A 22210-nucleotide genomic window follows, 5' to 3' on the forward strand; every position below is an offset into this window, starting at 1 on the left:
CGCACACGATCGACGGCCCCGATGCGGTGAGCGAGGAGCCCTCGGCGGCCAGTCGCCCGAGAAGGCTCGTTCTTGGGCGCGAGAACAGACCTTCTCGGGCGACTCAGTGCGCGAGAAGCGGGATAAGCGGCGCGGCTCCGGCGGCAGCGCCCAACCCGTTGCACTCAGTCGCCCGAGAAGGCTCGTTCTCGGGCCAGGGAACGCACCTTCTCGGGCGACTCAGTCGGTGCGGGGCTCCCGCGGGCGGAGAGTGGCGGCGATCCGGCGCGAACGGCTCCTTCGGCGGCGGGGGAAGCAGCCGTTGGTGACGGATCGGGCGACCCGGAGGACGGGCAGGAGCGCGGGCGTCGGCGGGTCAGCGGTCGAGCGGCTCCGGGAGCGGCTGGGCGTGCTCCGGCAGGACGCCGAGGTGGTGGCGACCGCGCAGGCGGAACCACGCCAGGCCGACGGTGACGACCGCGCCGACGACGATGAGGGCGATCCAGCGGAGGGGGCCGTCGCCGTAGACCTCGGTGCGGGGCCAGGCGAGGTTCACGGCCATCGCGGCTCCCCAGAGCACGGCGACGACGTTGACCGGCAGGCCCAGGCGGCCGAGCGAGAAGCAGCCGGCGGGCGCGTCGGCGGTGGGCCAGCGGCCACGGAGGCGGCGCAGCAGCAGGGGGACGGTGACCAGCAGGTAGGCGAGGTAGATCAGGATGACGGCGACGCTCGTCACGGCGGTGAAGATCTCGGGGGTGCCGATGTTGACGACGAGGATCAGGACGGCCAGCACGCCGATCAGCACGGCCGGGGCGACCGGGGTGCGGCGGCGCGGGTCGACGCGGGCGAGCAGGGCGCTGCCGGGCAGGGCGTTGTCGCGGGCCATCGCGAAGACCAGGCGGATGCCCGCGGTGTGCACGGCGAGCGCGCAGACGGTGATCGCGACGACGATGCAGCCGAGGAACACCGAGCCGAGCGGGCCGCCGAGCACCTGCAGGACCACCAGCTGCAGGCCGCCGGACGGGGAGCCGAGCGCCGGGTCGGCGAGATCGGGGGCGGCGAGGAGGCCGAAGAGGATGATCAGGCCGCCGAGAACGAACGAGGCGGTGATCGCGCGGACGATCGCGGCGGGGGCGGTGCGCCGCGGATCGACGGTCTCCTCGCCGAGCGAGCCCGCGGTGTCGAAGCCGTACATCACGTAGGCGGAGGCGATCGCGGCGATGAGGAACGCGCCGAGGTAGCCGCCGGGGACGCCCTCGCCGCGGCCGGCCGTCTCGAGGACGACGCTCGGCGGGTTGACCGCGTTGGCCGCGAGGACGACGACGAGCAGCACCGCGGCGACCAGCTCGATCAGCACGCCGACGCTGTTGATGCGGGCCATCAGCCGCACGCCGATCGCGTTGACGCCGGTCGTGAACGCCACCAGGATCGCGCCCCAGAGCACGGCGCTGACGCCGGCGCTCGTGCCGGTGCCGTCGCCGACGAGCTGGAAGCCGCGCCAGATCTGCGGGAGCGTGCTCTGGTAGGCGAGCACGACGGCGGCGAGCGAGACGACGGAGGCGAGCGCCATGATCCAGCCGGCGAGCCAGCTCACGGTGGGGCCGGCCAGGCGCTTGCTCCAGTTGTAGACGGAGCCGGCGACCGGGTAGCGCGCGGCGAGTTCGGCGAAGCAGAGCGCCACGGCGAGCTGGCCGGCGAAGACCATCGGCCAGGACCACCAGTAGGCGGGGCCGCCGTTCGCGTAGCCGAAGGAGAAGAGCTGGAACGTGCCGGTCAGGATCGAGATGTAGCTGACTCCCGCGGCGAAGCTGCCGAAGCGGCCGATGCCGCGGGTGAGGGTCTGCCGGTAGCCGGACTCGGCCATGCCGTCGTCGGACATCGGCGCCTCCATGCACGGGGTCGGGCGCGTGCCCGGCCAGGATGGCAGGCGCCGGCGGGAGGCGGGGTGCGGAAGCACGGAAGGGGGGTGGGGGCGGGTGGTGATGGGGCTGGGAGGAGAGGTCGGGCGCCTCTGCGCCTGGGCGGCGGGGTCTCGATACGCCGCTGGCACGGCTGCTCGACCAGCAGGGAGGAACCGACTCCAGCGCGTCTGCTCCTCGCGTGGGTCAGCGCGGGGTCGGTGGGCCGAAGACGAGGATCAGCTCGGCGGGGGCGTCCGACTCGTTGGCGACTCCGTGGTGGCTGCCGGCCGGGGCGTAGAGGGCGTCGCCCGCGCGCAGCACGGCGCTCTCGCCGTCGACGGTCATCACGACCTCGCCGAGCACGACCACGTAGAGCTCGTCGGAGCTCTCGGGCGAGCAGCTGCCGGCGTCGCCCGCGAGGTGCACGTGCTCGCCCTCGGAGGTGCCCGGCTCGAGGTGGAAGCGCATCACCGAGCTCGGCAGTGCGGTCGTGGCGCGGAAGTAGTACTCCAGATCGAGCACGCCCGAGCCGCCGTAGAGCGGGCGGCGGCGCGCATCCTCGCCGGATCTCTGGATCTGCACGGGTCCCCCTCCTCGGTCGCGGCGGCGGACCGCGCACGTGCTTCCAGGATGGCGGGCGCGGGCGCCGCAGCGCGACCTCTCACTCCCCCTGCCGCCCCGTGAGCAGAACGTTACGGACCGGCAACGGCCGCGAAATCGGCCGGAGTCTGCGCCGGTGATGCACTGAGGCCACTCGCTCCACTTCACCCCCTCCCCCCGGAATGGATCACGATGCCCGACCTCTTCTCCCCGTACACGCTCAAGGGCGTGACCCTCCGCAACCGCATCGCGATGTCGCCGATGACGATGTACCGCTCGACCGACGGCAAGCTGGACGACTTCCACCTGATGTATCTCGGTGCCCGTGCGGCCGGCGGGTTCGGCCTCGTCTTCCCCGAGCAGATCGCGATCACGCCCGACGGACGCACCACAGTGCACTGCGCCGGCCTCTACGACGACGACCAGATCGAGGGCCACAAGCGCGTGGTCGACATGATCACGTCGATGGGCGGCGTCGCCGCGATCCAGCTCGGCCACACCGGCCGTAAGGGCAGCCTCGTCACCCCGTGGGAGGGCGGCTCCATGCTCCCGCCCGAGCACGAGGCCGGCTGGCAGACCCGCGCGCCCTCCGCGATCGCCTACGGCGGCGACATGCCCTACGTGCCGCGCGCGCTGACCGTCGACGAGATCGCGCAGCTGATGCAGGACTACGCCGACACCGCCGCGCGCGCCGTCGAGGCCGGCTACGAGTGGGTCGAGATGCACTTCGCGCACGGCTACCTCGGCAGCGAGTTCTTCTCGCCGCTCGCCAACCAGCGCACGGACGCCTACGGCGGCAGCCTCGAGAACCGCACCCGGTTCCACCTCGAGGCCCTCGACGCGGTGCGCGCGGTGCTCCCCGAGCGCATCCCCCTGACGATGCGGCTCGGCGTCGACGACCTGCACCCGGGCGGCGCGACCGTCGACGAGTCGATCACGGCGATCGGCTGGATGAAGGAGCACGGACTCGACCTGGCCGACGTGAGCATCGGCTTCAACACCGACGCCATGCAGGGCGACATCCCGATCGGCAAGCTGGGCGGCATGGTCGGCACGGCCACCCGGATCCGCGAGGAGGTGGGCATCCCGGTCGCCGCCAGCTGGAACCTCGGACAGCCCGAGATCGCCAACCGGGTGATCGAGGAGGACCTGCTCGATCTGGTCTACCTCGGCCGCCCCGCGCTGGCCAACGCGCACTGGCCGGTCTACGCGGCCCGCGCCCTGGGCTACGAGGACCCGTTCAGCCTCGTCCCCGAGGACTGGGCGTGGTGGCTCCGCAACCTGCGGGGCGCCTCCGAGGCGATCGGCTGGCCGGCCGCCGCCCCCACGCGGCTCGGCGCACCCGCCGTGACCGCGGCGGCGCCCGTCGTGCGGCAGTCGCACGAGGTCGTCGAGCTCGAGCCGGCGGTGGAGGAGGAGCGCGAGGTCGCGTGACGGCGCGCGGGAGGGGGACGCTCCTCCTCCCGCGCCCTCAGCCCAGAAGGGGCGCCGCGACCGGCGGGGTCACTCCGAAGGCCGACACGTCCTCGCTGGTCGCGCCGTCGAGGGCGAGCTCGGCGAGCACGCGGCCGATGGTCGGCGTGAACTTGAAGGCGTGCCCGGCGCCGAGCCCGACCAGGATGTCGGGGTGCTCGTCGAGCGGCCCGAGGACGAAGCGGCGGTCGGGCGTCAGCGCGTACTGGCAGGTGACGGTCCGCAGCACCTCGCCGGCGGTGGGGAGCACGGCGCCGACGAAGCCCGTCAGCTCCTCCAGCAGCTCGGGCGACGGCACGAAGGTGCGCTCGCGCGGCGCCATCAGGTTGTCGGAGACGTCGCGCGCGGCCTTGATCGTCGGCTCGCCGTAGGTCGGGAAGCCGTAGAAGCAGTGCTCGTCCTCCCAGATCCAGACCGGGAAGCGCTCGCGATCGAAGGCGCTCGGCTCGGCCGGCGCGAAGTAGCTGACCTGCTCCTGCATCGTGACGAGCGGGATCTCGGCGCCGAGCGGCGCGAGCAGCTCGTTCGTCCAGGCGTCCGCGGCGAGGATCACCTTGCCCGCGAGCACGTCGCCGCCCGCGGTGCGCAGGACGACCCCGTCCTCGCCGGGGAGCAGCGCCTCGACCGGCGTGCGGTCGCGGATCACGGCGCCGTGCTGCCGGGCGCGCAGCTGCAGCACGGCGACCGTGCGGGCGGCGTGCACGATGCCGGAGTCGGCGGTGTACACCGTCTGCGTGCCCTCCGGCAGCGAGAACTGCGGCCAGCGCGAAGTGACCTCGGCCGGCGTGAGCAGCTCGAACGGGACTCCGCTCTCGGTGAGGCTCGACCGGAACGCCTCGGCGGAGTAGGGGCTGCCGGCCGGGAAGAACACCAGCCCGCCCGTGATCGTGACGAGCGACTCGCCCGACTCCGCCTCGAGGTCGGCCCAGTCGAGGTACGCCGACTGCGCGAGCCGGACGTACTCGGGGGCGCCGTAGGAGGTGCGCAGGATGCGCGAGGTGTCGTGCGAGGCGCCGCGGACGTGGCCGAGCTCGAACTGCTCGAACGCGACGACCCGGGCGCCGCGGCGGGCCAGGTGGTAGGCGGCGGCGCTGCCGAGAGCGCCCATTCCGACGACGGCGACGTCGAACTTCTCCATGCTGATGCTTCGCTTCCGTGGATCGGTGAGGGCCGCCGGGATCGACGGCCCGGGTGACAGGGTCAGAGGACCTTGGACAGGAACGCGCGGGTGCGCTCGTGCTGCGGGTGGGCGAGTATCCGCTCGGGCGGCCCCGACTCGACGACGACGCCGCCGTCCATGAAGGTCACCGTGTCGGCGACCTCGCGGGCGAAGCCGATCTCGTGGGTGACGACGATCATCGTCATGCCCTCGGCGGCGAGGTCGCGCATCACGTCGAGCACCTCGCCGACCAGCTCGGGGTCGAGCGCGGAGGTCGGCTCGTCGAAGAGCATCAGGCGGGGTCGCATCGCGAGGGCGCGAGCGATGGCGACCCGCTGCTGCTGACCGCCGGAGAGCGAGCGCGGGTACGCGTCCGCCTTGGCGCCGAGGCCGACCCGGTCGAGCAGCACGCGGGCGCGGGCCGTGGCGTCCGACACCTTCTCGCGGCGGACCAGGACGGGCGCCTCGATCAGGTTCTCCAGCACGGTGAGGTGCGGGAAGAGGTTGAACTGCTGGAAGACCATGCCGATCTCACTGCGCCGCGTCGCGATCTCGGCGTCGCGCAGCTCGTGCAGACGGCCGTTGTGGCGGCGGTAGCCGACCAGCTCGCCGGCGACACTGATCGTGCCCGCGTCGATCTTCTCGAGGTGGTTGATGCAGCGGAGGAAGGTGCTCTTGCCCGAGCCGGACGGGCCGAGCAGGCAGGTCACCTCGCCCGGCGCGACGGTCAGGTCGATGCCGCGGATGACGAGGTTGCCGCCGTACTGCTTGTGCACGCCGGTCGCCTGGACCATGGGCGCGGTCACAGCGCTCCCTCCCCTCGGGCGGCGGGCCGCGGCCTCGCGCTCGCGAGCAACGCCCCGAGCGGGGTCGGGCCCTGGACGATCCGGTCGCCACGGGAGAAGCGCCGCTCGATCATCCGCTGACCCGCGCTGAGGACCGTGGTGACGAGCAGATACCAGAGGCTGACGGTGATGAGCAGCGGGATCACCTCGAAGTTGCGGGAGTAGATGGTCTGGGCGGCGAAGAGGATGTCCGGGATCGCGATCACGCTCACCAGAGACGTCGTCTTCAGCATCGAGATCGTCTGGTTGCCGGTCGGCGGGATGATCACCCGCATCGCCTGCGGCAGGACGATCCGGCGGAAGACCTGGGCCTTGCGCAGCCCGAGCGCCTCGGCGGCGTCGACCTGGCCGGGGTCGACCGAGAGCAGGCCCGCGCGGACGATCTCGGACATGTAGGCGCCCTCGTTGAGCCCGAGGCCCAGGATCGCGGCGAGGAACGGGCTGATCAGCACGTTGGTGTCGGCGCTGGCGAAGGTGGGGCCGAACGGGACGCCCAGGCTGAGCTCGGGGTAGAGCGCGGCGAGGTTGAACCAGAAGATCAGCTGCACCAGGAGCGGCGTGCCGCGGAAGAAGGCGACGAACGCGCCCGCGGCCGTGGCGACCACGAGCGTCTGCGACTGCCGGCCGACGGCCATCAGGACGCCGATGAGGATGCCGACGACCATCGCGATCACGGTGAGCAGGAGCGTGGTGCCGAGTCCGCGGAGGATCCGCCCGTCGAGGAAGTAGCCGAAGACGCTGCCCCACTCGAAGTTGGGATTGGTCGCGACCGAGTGGGCGAGCAGCGCCGCGAGCACGAGGATCACGACGGTCGCGGCCCGCCGGCCCCAGTGCCGGACGGGGACCACGGTCTCGGGCGGCGCGGTGGTCGTCGCGCGCTGCTCCACGGCGGTCATCCGCTGATCTGGGCCGGGTCGGTGTAGAGCTCGGCCTGCTCGACCGCTCCGACCTCGACGCCGAAGCGCTCGAGGTTCTCCTCGTAGTCGCCCGTCGTCATCAGGTGCTCGAGGGCGGCCTGGAAGGCGGGGGCCAGCTCGGAGCCGTCCGGGAAGGCGATGCCCCAGGGGCTCGGCTCGAAGTTGACGTCGAGCGCCTCGAGCGCGCCGTCGGACTGCTCGGCCTGGAAGACGGCCGGCGGGACGGCGCTGACCGTCGCGTCGACGCGGCCGGAGCTCAGGGCGAGCACGGCGTCGGCCGCGGTCGGAAAGGTCGAGATCTCGATCGCCGGCTCGCCCGCCTCGGTGCAGACGGCGTCCCATTTCGGCAGCGTGATGTCGTTCTCGGTCGAGCCCTTGAGCACGCCGACGGACTGGCCGCAGAGCGTGTCGATCGTGAGGTCGAGCGGGTTGCCGCCCTCGACCAGCAGCGTGGTGCCGCCGAGGAAGTCGCTGACGAAGTCGACGGTCTCGAGCCGCTCGGCGGTGACGCCTAAGGCGGCCGCTGCGGCGTCGATCTTGTTCGAGGCCAGCGAGGGGAAGAGCGCGTCGAACTTGATGTCCTCGAAGACGACGTCGAGGCCGAGCACCTCGCCGATCAGGCGCATCTCCTCGGGCTGCGAGCCCGAGAGCGTCGTACCGTCCTCCGCGAGGTCGAGCAGCGGCGGATAGCCGGGGCCGCTCGCGATGCGGATCTCGCCGGCGGCCGCGATGTCCTCGGGCACCAGGTCGGCGATGCTCTGCTCGAAGAGGGCGCTCGGCTCCGCGTCGGTCGTGGCGGCGGCGTCGGCCGAGCAGCCGGCGAGGAGGGCCGCGGAGGCGAGCACCGCCGTGACGACGGCGGCCCGGCGGGCGGGGTGCGGCGTGGAGCGGAGCGCCGTGCGGCTCGCGGGGCGGGGGACGGTCGGGTTCATGGGACTCCTAGGGCTGTGGGAAGCGTTCGTGGAGCGGGTGACGGCGCGCCGTCGTCGCGCTCGGCGGGCCGTCGTGATCGCCGCCGGGCGAGTGAGACGACTGTAGGAACGGCGGGTTCCGGCGCTGTTACAGTGCGTGCTGGCGACAATTCCAGCGCCTCGAGATTGACGGTTCTGCAGAAGGGGCGGCTCGTGAGCGGACGCGTGACGACGGGTCTGCGGGTGGTGCGGCTGCTCGGCGAGCGGCCGGATCCGACGGCGCCGCTCGGTGTCGGCGCTCTCGCCGCCGAGCTCGGCGCGCCGCTCAGCTCGGTCTCGCGGCTGTGCGCGGAGCTGGAGCGGACCGGGCTGATCGAGCGCGGCGCGGACTACGGCAGCTACCGCCTGGGCGCGGTGGCCGTGCGGCTCTCGGGGCGGGCCGCGGCGCCGGTCGCGCGGTCGCTCCGCTTCGCCCTGACGCTCGCGGCGCAGCAGACCGGCGAGACCGTCGTGCTGGCGGCCGGAGCGCCCGGGTCGATGCGGGTGATCGGCAGCGTGCTCTCGTCGTGGACCCTGCACTCCCCCGCCGCGGTCGGCGAGCGGATCGACGACCCGGGGAGTGCGATCGCGCGGGCCGCGGATCCGATGGGGCTGGGGGACGAGACGGTCGCGGAGACGACCGAGGGGCTGCGGGTCGAGATCGCGACGCCGCTGCTGACGCCCGCGGGCGAGTGCGCCGCGGTGCTGGCGGTGCGACTGCCGACGGTGCGGCTGCGCGAGAACGGGCCGCGGATCCGGCGGGCTCTGGCGGTCGCGCGGCGGAGCATCGAGGCGGGGCTGGACGGGTCGCGGGAGGCCGGCGCGGGACGCGACACGGCGGACGGCGACGATCCGACGATCTCAGCCGCCCCTCCCGCCGGGGGTTCCGCCCTCCACGCCGTGCTGCCACTCCTCCAGCACCTGGCCGACGGACCGGACACCGCGGCCGGTGCCGCGCGCGCGACCGGACTGCGCCGCGACCGCACCGGCCGGCTGCTCGACGCGTGCGTCGCGGCGGGCGTGGTCGAGCGCGGCGGTGACGGGGAGCTCCGGATCGCCTGGGTCGTGCACGGCTGGTTCCGGGCGGCGGCCGCTCCGCTGATCGTGTCGCGCGGCGGGCCGCTGGTCGCCGAGGCGGCGCGGAGTCTGCGCGCGTGCGCGTTCGTGACCGTGCTCGCGGGGATGCGCAGTCTCACGCTCGTGGAAGAACTCGAGCTGGCCGGCGACGGACTCGCGATGATCCCCTGGCTCGGCCGCGCCCACCCGATCGTCGGCTCGGACGGTGGCCCGACGATGCTGATGGACCTCGAGCCGGTCGAGCTGACGCAGCTGTTCCCGGCCCGGCACACCCCGCGCGAGCTGGCCCGGTTCCTCCGCCGGATGCAGACCGTCCGCCGCGACGGCGTCCTCTCGATGCAGGCCTACGACGACGCCGGCATGGTCTCGATCTCGGCCCCGATCCGCGACGCGAGCGGCGCCGTCGTCGCGGCGGCCTGCCTGGTCGGCATGACCGACGACGTCACCGCGCGCTCCCGGGAGCTGGAGCGGGCGGCGATCCGGCTGGCGGAGGCGGTCTCGGGCGTCCTGCGCTGAGGGTGTCCGCGTGCGGGCGTGCACAACTGAGGCTGGAAGCCCCGAGAACCGCGAATTCTCGACCGATCGCGCCTTCCAGCCTTGGTTGTGCACGCACCGGTCCTCTGAGGGAGCGCGGACCATCCTGTTCAGAGGGCGATGTCCCTGCTGATCGAGTGGCCCGCGCAGCGGGCGTCTCGAGATCCACTCGCGCCAGAAGGACACGTCTGCAGACCCGCCCCGCTGACGACGGCGGGTCTCGATACGCCCCTGCGGGGCTACTCGACCACCATGACGCGGCGCAGCCGCGCCCTTTCCCTCACCACTGAGACGCGAAGCGGCTTCACCATCCCGAGGCGCCCCCGCGGGGCTGCTCGACCTGCACGAAGGGAGGCCGACTCGGCGTGGGCTCGCACGCAGGAGCGCGTCGTCGCCGGGCGAGTGGGAGCGGCTCCCGACGCGAGGGAGCGCACGTCGCTCCGCCGGTCAGCGGTTCCGCTCCTGGCGCGGGATCTGCGCCAGGTCGATCCCGAGGACGCTCCGGAGCTGCGCCGCGAACGCCCGCTCGAGGTCGGCGCAGACCGGGTCGCCCTCGGCCCAGATCCTCGCGGCCCGGCAGCTCTCCTCGATCCGCTCGGCGGTCGCGGACCGCCACCACTGCGGGTCCGCGGCTGCGGCGAGGAGGGTGCGGGCGTCCTCGACCTCGCGCCGGTAGCGGGTGAGCAGTCCGCGCGTCCTCTCGGGGTCGGCCTTGGCCGCCCAGAGGTCGTCGATGTGGGACTGCAGTTCGGCGTCCCCGACGCGGCAGGCGTGCAGGACCAGCTCGCGCGCGTTCTCGAGTGGCGGGGTGCGGGTGTCGTCGAGGCCGGTCACGGTCACGGCCGTTCGCCGGCGATGCGTCGGCCTTCGGGGGGTCGGGGGTCCAGCAGAGTCGTCATCGAGATCCTTCGGCGCGCAGTCGGGGGCGGGGAGCGGCGGGGCCCGGCGACGTGCGTCCGACCGGTCGCGAGGGAGTGGGGGCTCTCCTGCGGCGGGCGAACGGTGCCCTCGTCGCCACGGCCCTGGGTCGGCGTCCGCGGGCGGGCGCCCTCTCGTGGGGCCGCGGGGGGATGCGACGACGGCCGACTCCGGATCCGCTCGTCGACGACGCTATCTGAACAACCCTTCAGACTTCGAGGTGTTGACAGGACCCCGGATCCGCACGAGTGGACCCGGATCGGGCTCCGACGCACGGCCGCACCCCGTTCCGCGTCCAGTCGCAGTGCACCTGCCGCGCGAACGGACCCGTACCGGGCTCCGGCGCCCACTCAGCCCCCGCTCCGCGTCCAGTCGACGCGGCGCAGCACGCAGCAGCGCTCGCCGAGATGATCCTGCGAGAAGAGAAGGACCCCCGGCGCGTCACGGTTCGCGCCCGGAGAGGCGCACTGGGGGAATTCGCTGGAGGCATGACGGGGGGCCGCCGCTCCTCCGAAAGATCACCTTATCAGTATGGCGAAGCCAATGCTGATCGAGTAGCCCACGGAGCGGGCGTATCGAGATCCATCAGCGTCAGAAGTCGAGTCTGCAGACTCGCCGAGCCGGCGAAGGCGGGTCTCGATACGCCCCTGCGGGGCTGCTCGACCAGCATGACGCGGCGCAGCCGCGGCCTTTCCCTCACCGGCGCGTCAGCGCGTCGTCGCCATCACGCGCAGGCGGCAGGCCAGCTCCAGGGCGAAGCGGGTGTCCGGGTCCTCGAGGTCCAGGGCCAGCGCCTGCTCGATGCGGCGCACGCGGTAGTTCACGGCGTTCGGGTGCAGCAGCAGCACCTCGCCGGCCCGCGCCAGGGAGTTGCGGTTGCTGAGGTACGCCAGCAGCGTGCGGACCGAGATGGCGGAGCGCTCGGCGCCGAGGGCGTCGAGCGGCGCGAGCACGTCGTCGAGCAGCGCGCGGCTGAGCGGCGACGCGTAGAAGTCGAGCAGCACCCGGCGCAGACCCGTGACGTCGGTGACCTCCACCGCGCCGAGGCGGCCGGCGGCGACGGCCGAGCCGGCGGTGATCCGCGCCTCCGTCGCCGACTGCCGGAGCCCCGAGGCTCCGGACTGCGGCGTGCCGAGCCCGACCGTGAACGTCCAGCCCTCCCCCGCGACCGCGCCGCCGTACGCGATCAGCCGCTCGGCCACGTCCCGCACCCGCCGCTGGTGGTCCGGCGCCCCCGACTCCTCCGAGGCCACCACCACCAGGTCGTCGTGGAACACCGCCAGGTGCCAGACCTCGTCGCGGCCGTCGGTCAGCTGGAAGGCGTTCAGCTCGATCGCCGCGACCAGCGCGGCGGGGAGCCGGCGCTCGGCGTCCTCGCGGTGGCGCGGGGTGATCCAGGCGGCGGCGTGCGCGGAGGCGACCGGCAGCCCGGCCCGCGCGGCGTCCACCGCGAGGGCGTCGATGCGCGAGGACTCCGCCAGCAGCAGCTCGACCACGAGGTCGGCCCGGGAGCGCGCCGGCCCGAAGCGCACCTGCGACTCGCGCTGCAGGGCCCGCGAGAGCAGCGCGGCGATCACCGGCAGCGCGATCACCGCCGCGGTCTCCGGCTGCTCGGCGACCAGCCGCCCGACCGCGACCTCGCCGATGCAGACCGCGTCGGGGTCGCTCCAGGTGACGGCCGGGTCCTCGATCATCCGCAGCTCGATCCCGAGCGCCGCCGTCGCCGCGTCGAGCACGGCCGAGCGCGCATCGAGCGGGTCGCCGTCGCAGGCGGCCCGGGCGGCGGCGATCGCCAGCTCGGCCCGGCCGAGCGCCTCGGCCGCCCCGCCGCGCAGCAGCCGGTCGATCGAGACGGCCAGCTCGGACGGCGGCGCGCTCGCGGTCAGCACCGGCAGCGCCCCGCGGTCGGCCAGCGAGCGCGAGGTCTCGGCCAGCGCCAGCTCGCCGACGAAGAGCAGCGCGGCGACCTCGGCCGCGATCGCCCGCCGGATGACGATGTCGATCTGGTACGCCCGCGGCTGCTCCGCGCCGTGCAGCACGATCACCAGGTGCCCGGGCAGCGCCTGCCCCACGTCCTCCAGCGCGAGCATCTCCACTCCGCCGAGCGAGACGCCCGCCGGGTCGCCCGCGCGGCAGACCATGCCGAACTGCTCGCCGTGCTCGAGGACGTGGAGGAGGGACGTCTGTGCCATGAGCACAATCATGGCCGTTTCCTCATGGTGACGGCACATTCCGCCCGCTTGCACCCCTGGCTAGCCTCGGAGCATGAGCTTCACGCCCCCGGCCGGACCGAGCCCCGTCCGCCTGATCACCCGCGACGACGTCGCTCCCCTGGCCGCCGGCTGCGCGGTCTTCGGCACCGGCGGAGGCGGCTCGGTGCACGGCGCCCAGCTCTCGGTCGAGAACGCGATCGAGGCGAACGGCCCGGTGCGCGTCGTCGGCGTCGCGGACCTCGGCCCGGACGACGCGGTCATCATCATGTCCGGGATGGGCGCTCCCTCGGTCGGCATCGAGATGCTCGGCTCGAGCAGCCAGGCGCACACGCTGCTGCGCGAGGTCGAGCGCCTGATCGGCCGCCCGGTCACCACCGTGATGGCGGCCGAGATCGGCGGCAGCAACGGCGTCGCGCCGGTCGGCTGGGCCGCGGAGCTCGGGCTCGCGGTGCTCGACGCGGACGGCATGGGCCGCGCGTTCCCGAAGGCCACGATGATCTCGATGAACGTCGCCGGCCTGCCGAGCGAGTTCGCGGTGATGAGCGACGTGGTCGGCAACGTCACCGTCCTCCGCACCGTCGACATCGCCTGGCTGGAGCGGCACGCCCGCGCCTTCACCGTCGCGGCCGGCGGCATCGCCCTCGGCGCGCACTACCTGCTCACCCACGAGACCGCCCCGGGCGCCGTGATCGAGGGCACCGTCAGCCGCGCGATCCAGGTCGGCCGCCGCCTGCTCGCCTCCGCCGACCCGGTGACCGACATCGCCGAGGAGCTCGGCGCGGCCGTGCTGATCGGCGGCAAGGTGATCGACATCGACCGCAGCACCGAGGGCGGCTTCACCCGCGGCTCCGTCACGATCGACGGCGTCGGCGCCGACCGCAGCCGGATGGTGCGGGTCGAGATCCAGAACGAGAACCTCGTCGTGATCGAGGACGGCGGCGTGGTCGTCAGCGTCCCCGACCTCGTCTCGATCCTCGACTCGGAGACCGGCGAGGCGATCTCGACCGAGATGCTCCGCTTCGGCCAGCGCGTCAGCGTGCTCGCCTGGGCCTGCGACCCGCTCTGGCGGACCCCGCGCGGGATCGAGCTGGCGGGCCCCGCCGCCTTCGACTTCGACTTCGACTACGTGCCGTTCGACGGCGCCGTGGCGGAGGTGGCCCGATGAGCGCCGCACTCCGCGACCTCTCCGTCGGCATCGACGTCGGCGGCACCAACACCGACGCCGTCGTGCTCGACGCCGACGGCGCCGTGACCGCCTGGACCAAGCAGGCCACCACCGAGGACGTCACCGGCGGCATCCGCGCCGCGCTCTCCGCGGTGCTCGGCGAGCTGGGCGCCGACCGCGACCGCGTCTCGCGCGTCATGCTCGGCACCACCCACGCCACCAACGCGATCGTCCGCCGCCGCGACCTCGGCCGCGTCGCCGTGATCCGCCTCGGCGCCCCCGCCTCGACCGAGTTCCCCTCGCTCTCCGGCTGGCCCGCCGACCTCCGCGACACCGTGCTCGCCGGCGCACTGCTCGCCGGCGGCGGCCACCTCATCGACGGCTACCCGATCTCGCCGCTCGACGTCGACGGCGTCCGCCGCTTCCTCGACTCGCTCGAGGGCCGCTTCGACGCGGTCGCCGTCTGCGGGATCTTCAGCCCCTCCTTCCCGGAGCAGGAGCTTGAGGTCGCCGCGCTGGTCGCCGACCACGTCGGCGTGGACCTGCCCGTCTCGCTCAGCCACGAGATCGGCGCGCTCGGCCTGCTCGAGCGCGAGAACGCGACCGTGCTCAACGCCGCGCTGCACGGCATCGCCCGCGACGTCACCCAGGGCCTGCTCACGGTGGTCGACGAGGAGCGCCTCGACGCCGCCACCTTCTTCGCCCAGAACGACGGCACGCTGATGGCCGTCGAGTACGCGGCCCGCTACCCGGTGCTCACCATCGGCTCGGGGCCCGCCAACTCGATCCGCGGCGCCGCGTTCCTCTCCGGCGCCGACGACGCGATCATCATCGACATCGGCGGCACCACCAGCGACCTCGGCGTGCTGGTCGACCGCTTCCCCCGCGAGTCGACCCTGCCGCGCGAGATCGGCGGCGTCCGCACCAACTTCCGGATGCCCGACATCCTCAGCGTCGGGATCGGCGGCGGCACGATCGTCGACACGGCCACCGGCGTGCCGACCACCGACTCGGTCGGCTACCGGATCGCCCGCGAGGGCCTGCTCTTCGGCGGCGCGACCGCCACCCTCACCGACGCCGCCGCGATGCAGCTGCCCGGGATGATCCCCGGCAGGGCCCTCCCCGCCCTCGACCGCGCCACCCGCTCCGCCCTCGGCAACGCCCTCGCCGTCGCGCAGGACCGGATCGAATCGGCCGTCGAGCGGATGTCGCTCGGCCGTGTCGGCCTGCCGCTCGTGGTCGTCGGCGGCGGCGGCTTCCTGGTCCCCGACCACGTGCACGGCGCGAGCGAGGTGCTCCGCCCCGACCGCGGCAATGTGGCCAACGCCGTCGGCGCCGCGATCGCCCTGGCCGGCGGCCGCGCCGACCAGCTGTGCGACCACGTCGACCGCGCCGCCGCGATCGAGGCCGCCGGCCGGATCGCGATCGAGCGCGCGATCCAGGCCGGCGCCGATCCGCGGCTCGTCGAGATCGTCGACGTGCTCGAGACGCCGCTGTCGTACTCGGCCAGCGCGTCGCTCAAAGTCTCCGTGAAGGCCGCGGGCCCGCTGGCCCTGATCGGGAGTCCTGCACCACTCGCCCTGCATTCCCCGAAGGACGCATCATGACCCGTTCTCCCCGCACCACAGCGCTCCGAGTCCCGGCCGTCGCCGCGGGCTCGCTGGTGGCGCTGCTCGCCCTGAGCGCCTGCTCGGCCCCCGCCGGCGGCTCCGCGTCCGGCGCCGACCCTGTCTCGGGCGGCACCTTCTCCCTCGCGATCAACGACGACCCGGGCAGCCTCAACCCGTTCACCGGCGTCTCGCTCGTGCAGCGCGCGATGGTCACCTTCGGCTACGACTCGCTGGCCTACACGACCCCCGAGGGCGAGGTCGTGCCCTTCCTCGCCGAGAGCTGGGAGAGCACGCCCACCTCGATCTCGTACACGCTGAAGGACGGCATCACCTGCGCCGACGGCACCCCCTTCACCGCCGAGACGGCCGCGGCGAACTTCGCCTACCAGGCCAACGCCGACAACGGCACGTTCTGGTTCGGCTCGAACGTCACCGCCGACATGACGGCGACCGCGGACGGGAACGTCGTCACCGTCACCTCGACGGCCAACAACCCGTTCCTGCTCCAGGGCACCGGCAGCATCGAGATGGTCTGCCAGGCCGGCCTCGACGACCCGTCGACCCTGACCGACACCACCAACGGCACCGCGCTCTACGCGCTGACCGCGTCGAGCCCCGGCTCCGACTACACCTACACGAAGCGCGACGGCTACACCTGGGGCCCGGACGACGTCACCAGCGACACCGAGGGCCTGCCCGACGAGATCGAGGCGCGGGTGATCACCGACGAGGCGACCGCCGCGAACCTGCTGATCTCGGGCGAGCTGAACGCCGCCTCCGTCATCGGCGCCGACCGGCAGCGGCTCGACGCGGCCGGCCTCGACACCGAGGGCGTGCTCAACCCGATCGGCGAGATGCTCTTCAACGAGCGCGCCGACCGCCCGACCGCCGACGTCCGCGTCCGCCAGGCGCTGACCCTCTCGCTCGACCGCGACGCCGTGGGCGAGCTGGTCACCGACGGCAACGCCGTCGACTCGGTCTCGCTGGTCAACCAGATCCCGCTCACCTGCGTCGCCGGCGGCCCGGAGTGGACGCTGCCCGACACCGATGTGGAGGCCGCCGGCGAGCTGCTCGACGAGGCCGGCTACCCGCTCGGCTCCGACGGACTGCGCGCGAAGGACGGCGAGCCGCTGACCATCCGCTTCCTCTACGACGCCGGAACGCCCTCGCACGGCGCCGCCGCCGAGGAGGTCCAGCAGGAGTGGAACGAGCTCGGCATCACGACCGACCTGGTCGCCGAGGACTCGGCCGGCTGGTCGACCGACCTCTACCAGAGCTACGACTGGGACACCGGCTTCATCCAGCTCGCCCCCTCCAGCCCCGTGGTGCTGAGCCTCTTCTTCCTCGGTGAGACGAGCGAGAACGGCGGCTACAACTTCATGGGAGTCTCGAACCCCGAGTACAACGCCCTCGCGACGCAGGCGCTCAGCGCCGGCAGCGCCGACGAAGCCTGCGGTGTCTGGAAGCAGGCCGAGGCCGAGCTGATCGAGCGGGTCGACGTCTTCCCGCTCGCCGAGACGGAGTCGCCGATGTACGTCAAGGGCGCGACCCTCGAGCGTCCCGGCACCGTCGCTCCCACCACGATCCGGATGCAGGGCTGACCATGACGATCCCCTCGGTGCGACCCACGGCCCCGCTGTCACCGGCCTCCCCGCCGAGCGCGCCCGCGGCCGGTCCGCGCCGGGGGGATCGTCTGCTCGGCGTGGTCGGATCCCCGCGCCTCGCCTTCCTGCTCAAGCGGTTCGCCCGCGCGGCGGTCTCGCTGGTGATCGTCCTGATCGCCTCCTTCTTCATGGTCCACTTCGTGCCCGGCGACCCGGTGCGCGCGGCCCTCGGCCCGACGGCGCCGGCCGAGACCGTGGCGGTGCTGCGCAGCACCCTCGGCCTCGACCTGCCGATCGGCCAGCAGTTCGCGAACTACCTCGGCGGGCTGCTCCGCGGCGACCTCGGCACCTCGATCAGCACGCAGCGGCCGGTCGGCAGCACGCTGGCCGAGCGGCTGCCCGCCACGCTGATGCTCTCGGTCGTCGCCTTCGCGGTCGCCGCGCTCGGCGCGTTCCCGATCGGCGTCGCGACGGCCGTCTCGGCTCGCGCCGGCAAGCACCGCACGCTCGACCTCGGCGTCTCGGGACTGCTCGGCGTCGTGATCGCGATCCCCAACTTCCTGCTGGCGGTCGTGCTGATCTGGCTGTTCAGCATCGTCGTGCCGCTCGCGCCGTCCGCGGGCTGGGGCGGGCCGGAGTACGCGGTGCTGCCGGTGCTCGCCCTCGCGATCGGCCCGCTCGCCTACCTCGCGCGCATCGTGCACGTCGAGATGGTGCGGGTGCTGGAGGCGCCGTACCTCACCACCGCGCGCAGCAAGCGGCTGCCGGGGCACCTGCTCTACCTCCGGCACGCGCTGCCCAACATCGTCACGGCGACGCTGACCGCGGGCGGAGTGGTGCTCACCGGCCTCGTCGCCGGCACGGTGCTGATCGAGACGGTCTTCGTCATCCCCGGCATCGGATCGACGATCGTCTCGTCGATCACCACCAAGGACTACCCGCTGATCCAGGGCATCGTGCTGATGTACGCCGTCCTGGTCCTCGCCGCCAACCTCGTCATCGACCTGCTGCTCGCCGCGCTCGACCCGCGGTCGGCCATCGCGGAGGCCTGAGCCATGAGCACTGCATCCCGTTCCGCCCGCCCGTCACTCGCCCACCGGCTCCCGGAGTCACTGCGCACCCCGCAGGGCGTCGCCGCCGCCGTCGGCCTCGTCCTGGTGATCCTCGCGACGATCCTCGGCCCGATCCTCTTCGGCGACCTCGCCACCGAGCGCTCGATCGCCGACCGCCAGCAGGGCGCGAGCCTCGCGCACCCCTTCGGCACCGACGACCTCGGCCGCGACCTCCTCGCCCGCGTCGTCGTCGCCACCCGGGTCTCGGTGCTGCTCACCCTCGGCGCGACCGGCATCTCGGTCGTCGGCGGCGTGCTGCTCGGCGTCGTCGCGGTGCTGCTGCCACGCCTGCTGCAGCGGCTGATCGCGGGCCTCATCGACATCCTGCTGTCCTTCCCCTGGCTGCTGCTCGCGCTGTTCTTCTCGGTGATCTGGGGCACGACCGCGGTCGGCGCGATGCTCGCCGTCGGCTTCGCCGGCATCCCGGTCTTCGCGCGGCTCACCAGCACGCTCGCGGCCTCGGTGTCGTCGAGCGACTACGTCCGCGCCGCCGGGATGCTCGGCAGCCGCCCGTTGCGGACGACCGTCCGGCACGTGGTGCCGAACATCCTGCCGCCGCTGCTGGTCAACTCGGCGGCGCACGCCTCCGTCACGCTGCTCTCCTTCGCCGCGCTGTCCTTCCTCGGCCTCGGCGTCCAGGCGCCCGAGTACGACTGGGGCCGGCTGCTCAACGAGGGCGCGAAGCGGATCTACGTCGATCCGATGGCCGCGATCGGCCCCGGCATCGCCGTGGTGCTGGTCGGCGTCGTCTTCGCGCTGCTCGGCGAGGTGTTCAGCGAGTCGTCCTCGCGCCGCCGCCCGGTCAAGGCGGTCAAGCGCCGGCGCTCGGACGAGGTCGTCGCGCCCGTCACCGATGCGATGCCCGTCGTCGAGATGTCCGGGCTGCGCGTGGCGTTCCCCGGCCGCGACGGCGCGATGACCGAGCGCGTGCACGGCGTGGACCTGACGATCCTGCCCGGCGAGACCGTCGGCATCGTCGGCGAGAGCGGCTCGGGCAAGTCGGTCACGGCGAGCGCCGTCGCCGGGCTGCTCGGCCCCGACGCGCTGGTCACCAGCGAGCAGCTCGTCTTCCGCGGCATCGACATGACCGCGGTGCCCAACGCCGGCGAGCGCCGGCGCCTCGGCCTCGAGCAGGCGATGATCTTCCAGGACCCGCTGACCTCGCTCAATCCGGCGCTCACCATCGGCCGCCAGCTGCGCGAGGCGAGCGAGGTGCACGCCCGCACCCCGCGCGCCGAGTCGCTGCGCCGCGCGATCGACAAGCTGAACCTGGTGCGCATCCCGGACGCCGAGAAGCGGGTCGGCCGGCTGCCGCACGAGTTCTCCGGCGGCATGCGGCAGCGGGCGATGATCGCGATGGGCCTGATGGGCACGCCGCGGCTGCTGATCGCGGACGAGCCGACCACCGCGCTCGACGTCACCGTGCAGCGGCAGGTGATGCAGGCGCTGCGCGAGGCGCAGACCGCGACCGGAGCGGCGATCCTCTTCATCTCGCACGACATCGCGCTGGTCAGCGGCTTCTGCGACCGGATCGTGGTGATGCGCGACGGTCGAGTGGTCGAGGAGATCGCCGCCGACCGCCTCGACGAGGCGCGGCACCCCTACACGCGCGGGCTGATCGCCTGCGTGCCGGACATGGCGACCGACCGGAGCGCGCTGCTCCCGGTGATCGCGGCGATCGACGAGGAGCCGCCTTCCGCCGACCGGACCGCCCACGACCTGCCCGCCCACGACCAGGAGGCACTGACCGCATGAGCGAGCTGCGCTACGAGGCGGTGACCGTGCGCTTCGGCCACGGCCGCTCGGCGACCACGGCCGTCGACGCCGTGGACCTGACGGTCCGGCCCGGCACCACCCACGGACTGGTCGGCGAGTCCGGCTCCGGCAAGTCGACGGTCGCGCGGGTCGCGGTCGGCCTCACCCCGCTGCACTCCGGCCGGATCCTGCTCGACGGCGTCGACATCACCAGCCGCGAGCCGTCGGCCCGGGCCGCGCGCCGCCGGGTGCAGATGGTGTTCCAGGATCCGCTGTCGGCACTCGACCCGCGGATGAGCGTCGGCGCCTCGATCGCCGAGGGACTGCTCGCGACCGGCCGGCGCCACTCCGCCGCTGCGCGCGACGACCGCGTCCGCGAGCTGCTCGACCTGGTGCACATCGACCCGGCGCGCGCCGACGACCGCCCGACCGCCTTCTCCGGCGGGCAGCGCCAGCGGATCACGATCGCCCGGGCGCTGGCCGCCGAGCCGCAGGTGCTGATCGCCGACGAGATCACCTCGGCGCTCGACGTCTCGGTGCAGGGCGTGGTGCTCAACCTCCTCCGGGAGCTGCAGCAGAGACTCGAGCTGACCATGCTCTTCATCTCGCACAACCTCGCCGTCGTCCGCTACGTCAGCGACGAGGTCTCGGTGATGCGCGGCGGGCGCCTCGTCGAGCACGGCACGACCGACACCGTGCTGTCCGATCCCGCCGACCCGTACACGAGGCAGCTGCTCCGGGCCGTGCCCGTGATGGGCCGGCCTCTCGACCTGGAGGACGCATGACCGAGCTCCTGATCCGCTCCGCCATCTTCGCGGGGCGGGACGCCCCCGCCGACCTGCTGCTGCGCGACGGCGTGATCGCCGAGATCGCCCCGGCCGGAACGCTGCCGGGCAGCACCGAGGCCCTCGACGCCGACGGCCGCTTCGTGGCGCCCGGCTTCTGGGACGCGCACGTGCACTTCACCCAGTGGGTGGTCCGCCGGCAGCGGGTCGACCTCGCCCCCGCGGCGAGCGCCGCCGAGGCCGTCGCGATCATGCGCGCGGCGCTGCCGGTGCGCGAGGACGCCGTGCTGATCGGCTACGGCTTCCGCGACGGCCTCTGGACGGACGCTCCCACCCGCGCCGCCCTCGACGCGATCGCGCCCGACCGGCCGGTCGTCCTGATCAGCGGTGACCTGCACTGCGGCTGGCTCAACAGCGCGGCCGGCCGGCGCTTCGGGCTGTCGATCCCGGAGGACGGGGTGCTGCGCGAGACGGAGTGGATCGGCACGCTCGACCTGATCGACGCGGTCGGCCTGCCCTCCGTCGCCGCCTACCGGGAGACCGCCGAGGCCGCCGCGGCCCGGGGAGTCGTGGGCATCGTCGAGTTCGAGAACGCCGACAACTCCCGCGCCTGGCCGGCCCGCATCGCGGAGGGCGTCACGTCCCTGCGCGTCGAGACCTCGGTCTGGCCCGACCGGCTCGACGACGCGATCGCCCGCGGGCTGCGCACCGGCGACGCCCTCGATCCGGCCGGCCTCGCCCGGATGGGCCGCCTCAAGATCGTCGTCGACGGCTCGCTGAACACCCGCACCGCCTACTGCTTCGACCCCTACCCCGGGATCGCGGCCGACCACCCGCACCCCTGCGGCGTGCTGAGCGTCGCGCCCGAGGAGGTGGAGGGCCTGCTGATCCGCGCCCGCGACGCCAGCATCCTCCCGGCCGTGCACGCCATCGGCGACCGCGCGAACGCCGAGGTGCTCGACGTCTTCGAGCGGCTCGGACTCGCGGGCACGATCGAGCACGCCCAGCTCGTCGCGGCCGAGGACTTCGCCCGCTTCGGCCGCCTCGGGCTCGTCGCGAGCGTGCAGCCGGAGCACGCGATGGACGACCGCGACGTCGCCGACCATCACTGGGCCGGCCGCACCGACCGCTCCTTCGCCTTCGCCTCGCTGCACGCCGCCGGCGCGACCCTCGCCCTCGGCTCCGACGCGCCCGTCGCCCCGCTCGACCCGTGGATCTCGCTCGCCGCCGCGGTCAGCCGCCGCCGCGACGGCCGCGAGGCCTGGCACCCGGCCGAGCGGCTGCCGTTCGACGTCGCGCTCGCGGCGAGCACCCGCGGGGCGACCGTCGCCGTGGGAGCCGCGGCCGACCTCGTGCTGCTCGACCGCGACCCGGCGACCGCCGACGACGCGGAGCTGCGCACGACACCCGTCGCGGCGACCCTGCTCGCCGGCCGGCCGACCTGGTCCGCGCTCTGACGGACTCTCCTCCACAGGGCCGTGCCGGACCGGTCTCCTCCACAGGCCGTCTCTCCTCCACAGGGCCGTGCAGGACCGGTGCTCTCCACAGGCCGTCTCTCCTCCACAAGCCGCGCAGGCCGCTCGTTCTCCACAGCCACTCCCTCCTCCCCGACA

The 22210-nt window shown here is 73.6% G+C and carries 17 protein-coding genes; 9 read left to right on the plus strand and 8 right to left on the minus strand.

Annotated elements, in window-relative coordinates:
- Nucleotides 1-355: 355 nt before the first annotated feature.
- The gene (locus C1I64_RS14955; protein WP_244209497.1) at nt 356-1858 is read right to left on the minus strand and encodes an APC family permease; all 1503 of its coding nucleotides are present in this window, start codon (nt 1856-1858) and stop codon (nt 356-358) included.
- 226 nt (nt 1859-2084) lie between these two features.
- A complete protein-coding gene (locus C1I64_RS14960) occupies nt 2085-2462 on the minus strand; it encodes a cupin domain-containing protein (protein ID WP_127887753.1) in 378 nt (125 codons plus the stop codon).
- Between the two features lie 210 nt (nt 2463-2672).
- On the opposite strand from C1I64_RS14960, the gene C1I64_RS14965 reads away from it, so the two are divergent.
- Nucleotides 2673-3914, plus strand: a complete 1242-nt coding sequence (locus C1I64_RS14965) for an NADH:flavin oxidoreductase/NADH oxidase (RefSeq protein ID WP_127887754.1) — start codon at nt 2673-2675, stop codon at nt 3912-3914.
- A gap of 37 nt (nt 3915-3951) precedes the next feature.
- Here C1I64_RS14965 and solA read toward each other — a convergent pair whose 3' ends face one another.
- The 4 genes from solA to C1I64_RS14985 all read right to left on the minus strand — a co-directional run bounded on the left by solA (nt 3952) and on the right by C1I64_RS14985 (nt 7806).
- On the minus strand, nt 3952-5091 hold the full coding sequence (gene solA / locus C1I64_RS14970; RefSeq protein ID WP_127887755.1) for an N-methyl-L-tryptophan oxidase: 1140 nt from the start codon (nt 5089-5091) through the stop codon (nt 3952-3954).
- A 62-nt stretch (nt 5092-5153) separates the two neighbouring features.
- Complete coding sequence (locus C1I64_RS14975; RefSeq protein WP_279630176.1) at nt 5154-5918, minus strand: amino acid ABC transporter ATP-binding protein; 765 nt, start codon at nt 5916-5918, stop codon at nt 5154-5156.
- Complete coding sequence (locus C1I64_RS14980) at nt 5915-6853, minus strand: amino acid ABC transporter permease (RefSeq protein ID WP_127887756.1); 939 nt, start codon at nt 6851-6853, stop codon at nt 5915-5917. Before C1I64_RS14980 ends, C1I64_RS14975 begins: the two co-directional genes overlap by 4 nt.
- Entirely contained in the window at nt 6850-7806 is a 957-nt protein-coding gene (locus tag C1I64_RS14985; protein WP_127887757.1) for an ABC transporter substrate-binding protein, read from the minus strand. Before C1I64_RS14985 ends, C1I64_RS14980 begins: the two co-directional genes overlap by 4 nt.
- 192 nt (nt 7807-7998) lie before the next feature.
- Here C1I64_RS14985 and C1I64_RS14990 point away from each other — a divergent pair, with 192 nt between their 5' ends.
- The gene (locus C1I64_RS14990; protein WP_127887758.1) at nt 7999-9417 is read left to right on the plus strand and encodes an IclR family transcriptional regulator domain-containing protein; all 1419 of its coding nucleotides are present in this window, start codon (nt 7999-8001) and stop codon (nt 9415-9417) included.
- A 465-nt stretch (nt 9418-9882) separates the two neighbouring features.
- Here C1I64_RS14990 and C1I64_RS14995 read toward each other — a convergent pair whose 3' ends face one another.
- Nucleotides 9883-10275: a hypothetical protein gene (locus C1I64_RS14995; RefSeq protein WP_127887759.1), complete on the minus strand. Its 393-nt coding sequence runs from the start codon at nt 10273-10275 to the stop codon at nt 9883-9885.
- Nucleotides 10276-11060: 785 nt separating this feature from the next.
- Nucleotides 11061-12545, minus strand: coding sequence for a PucR family transcriptional regulator (locus tag C1I64_RS15000; RefSeq protein WP_208110650.1), 1485 nt, complete (start codon nt 12543-12545; stop codon nt 11061-11063).
- A 73-nt stretch (nt 12546-12618) separates the two neighbouring features.
- On the opposite strand from C1I64_RS15000, the gene C1I64_RS15005 reads away from it, so the two are divergent.
- From C1I64_RS15005 to C1I64_RS15035, 7 genes are all read left to right on the plus strand, one after another.
- A complete protein-coding gene (locus tag C1I64_RS15005) occupies nt 12619-13731 on the plus strand; it encodes a DUF917 domain-containing protein (RefSeq protein ID WP_208110649.1) in 1113 nt (370 codons plus the stop codon).
- Complete coding sequence (locus C1I64_RS15010) at nt 13728-15338, plus strand: hydantoinase/oxoprolinase N-terminal domain-containing protein (protein ID WP_127887760.1); 1611 nt, start codon at nt 13728-13730, stop codon at nt 15336-15338. Before C1I64_RS15005 ends, C1I64_RS15010 begins: the two co-directional genes overlap by 4 nt.
- A complete protein-coding gene (locus C1I64_RS15015; protein ID WP_127887761.1) occupies nt 15335-16942 on the plus strand; it encodes an ABC transporter substrate-binding protein in 1608 nt (535 codons plus the stop codon). Before C1I64_RS15010 ends, C1I64_RS15015 begins: the two co-directional genes overlap by 4 nt.
- 101 nt (nt 16943-17043) lie before the next feature.
- Entirely contained in the window at nt 17044-17997 is a 954-nt protein-coding gene (locus C1I64_RS15020; RefSeq protein ID WP_208110648.1) for an ABC transporter permease, read from the plus strand.
- Nucleotides 17998-18000: 3 nt separating this feature from the next.
- Nucleotides 18001-19812: a dipeptide/oligopeptide/nickel ABC transporter permease/ATP-binding protein gene (locus tag C1I64_RS15025; RefSeq protein WP_127887762.1), complete on the plus strand. Its 1812-nt coding sequence runs from the start codon at nt 18001-18003 to the stop codon at nt 19810-19812.
- Entirely contained in the window at nt 19809-20597 is a 789-nt protein-coding gene (locus C1I64_RS15030) for an ABC transporter ATP-binding protein (RefSeq protein WP_127887763.1), read from the plus strand. Before C1I64_RS15025 ends, C1I64_RS15030 begins: the two co-directional genes overlap by 4 nt.
- Nucleotides 20594-22054, plus strand: coding sequence for an amidohydrolase (locus C1I64_RS15035; protein ID WP_127887764.1), 1461 nt, complete (start codon nt 20594-20596; stop codon nt 22052-22054). Before C1I64_RS15030 ends, C1I64_RS15035 begins: the two co-directional genes overlap by 4 nt.
- Nucleotides 22055-22210: the final 156 nt, after the last annotated feature.

Origin of the sequence: Rathayibacter festucae DSM 15932 (genome assembly GCF_004011135.1) — a bacterium.
Classification (GTDB): Bacteria; Actinomycetota; Actinomycetes; order Actinomycetales; family Microbacteriaceae; genus Rathayibacter; species Rathayibacter festucae.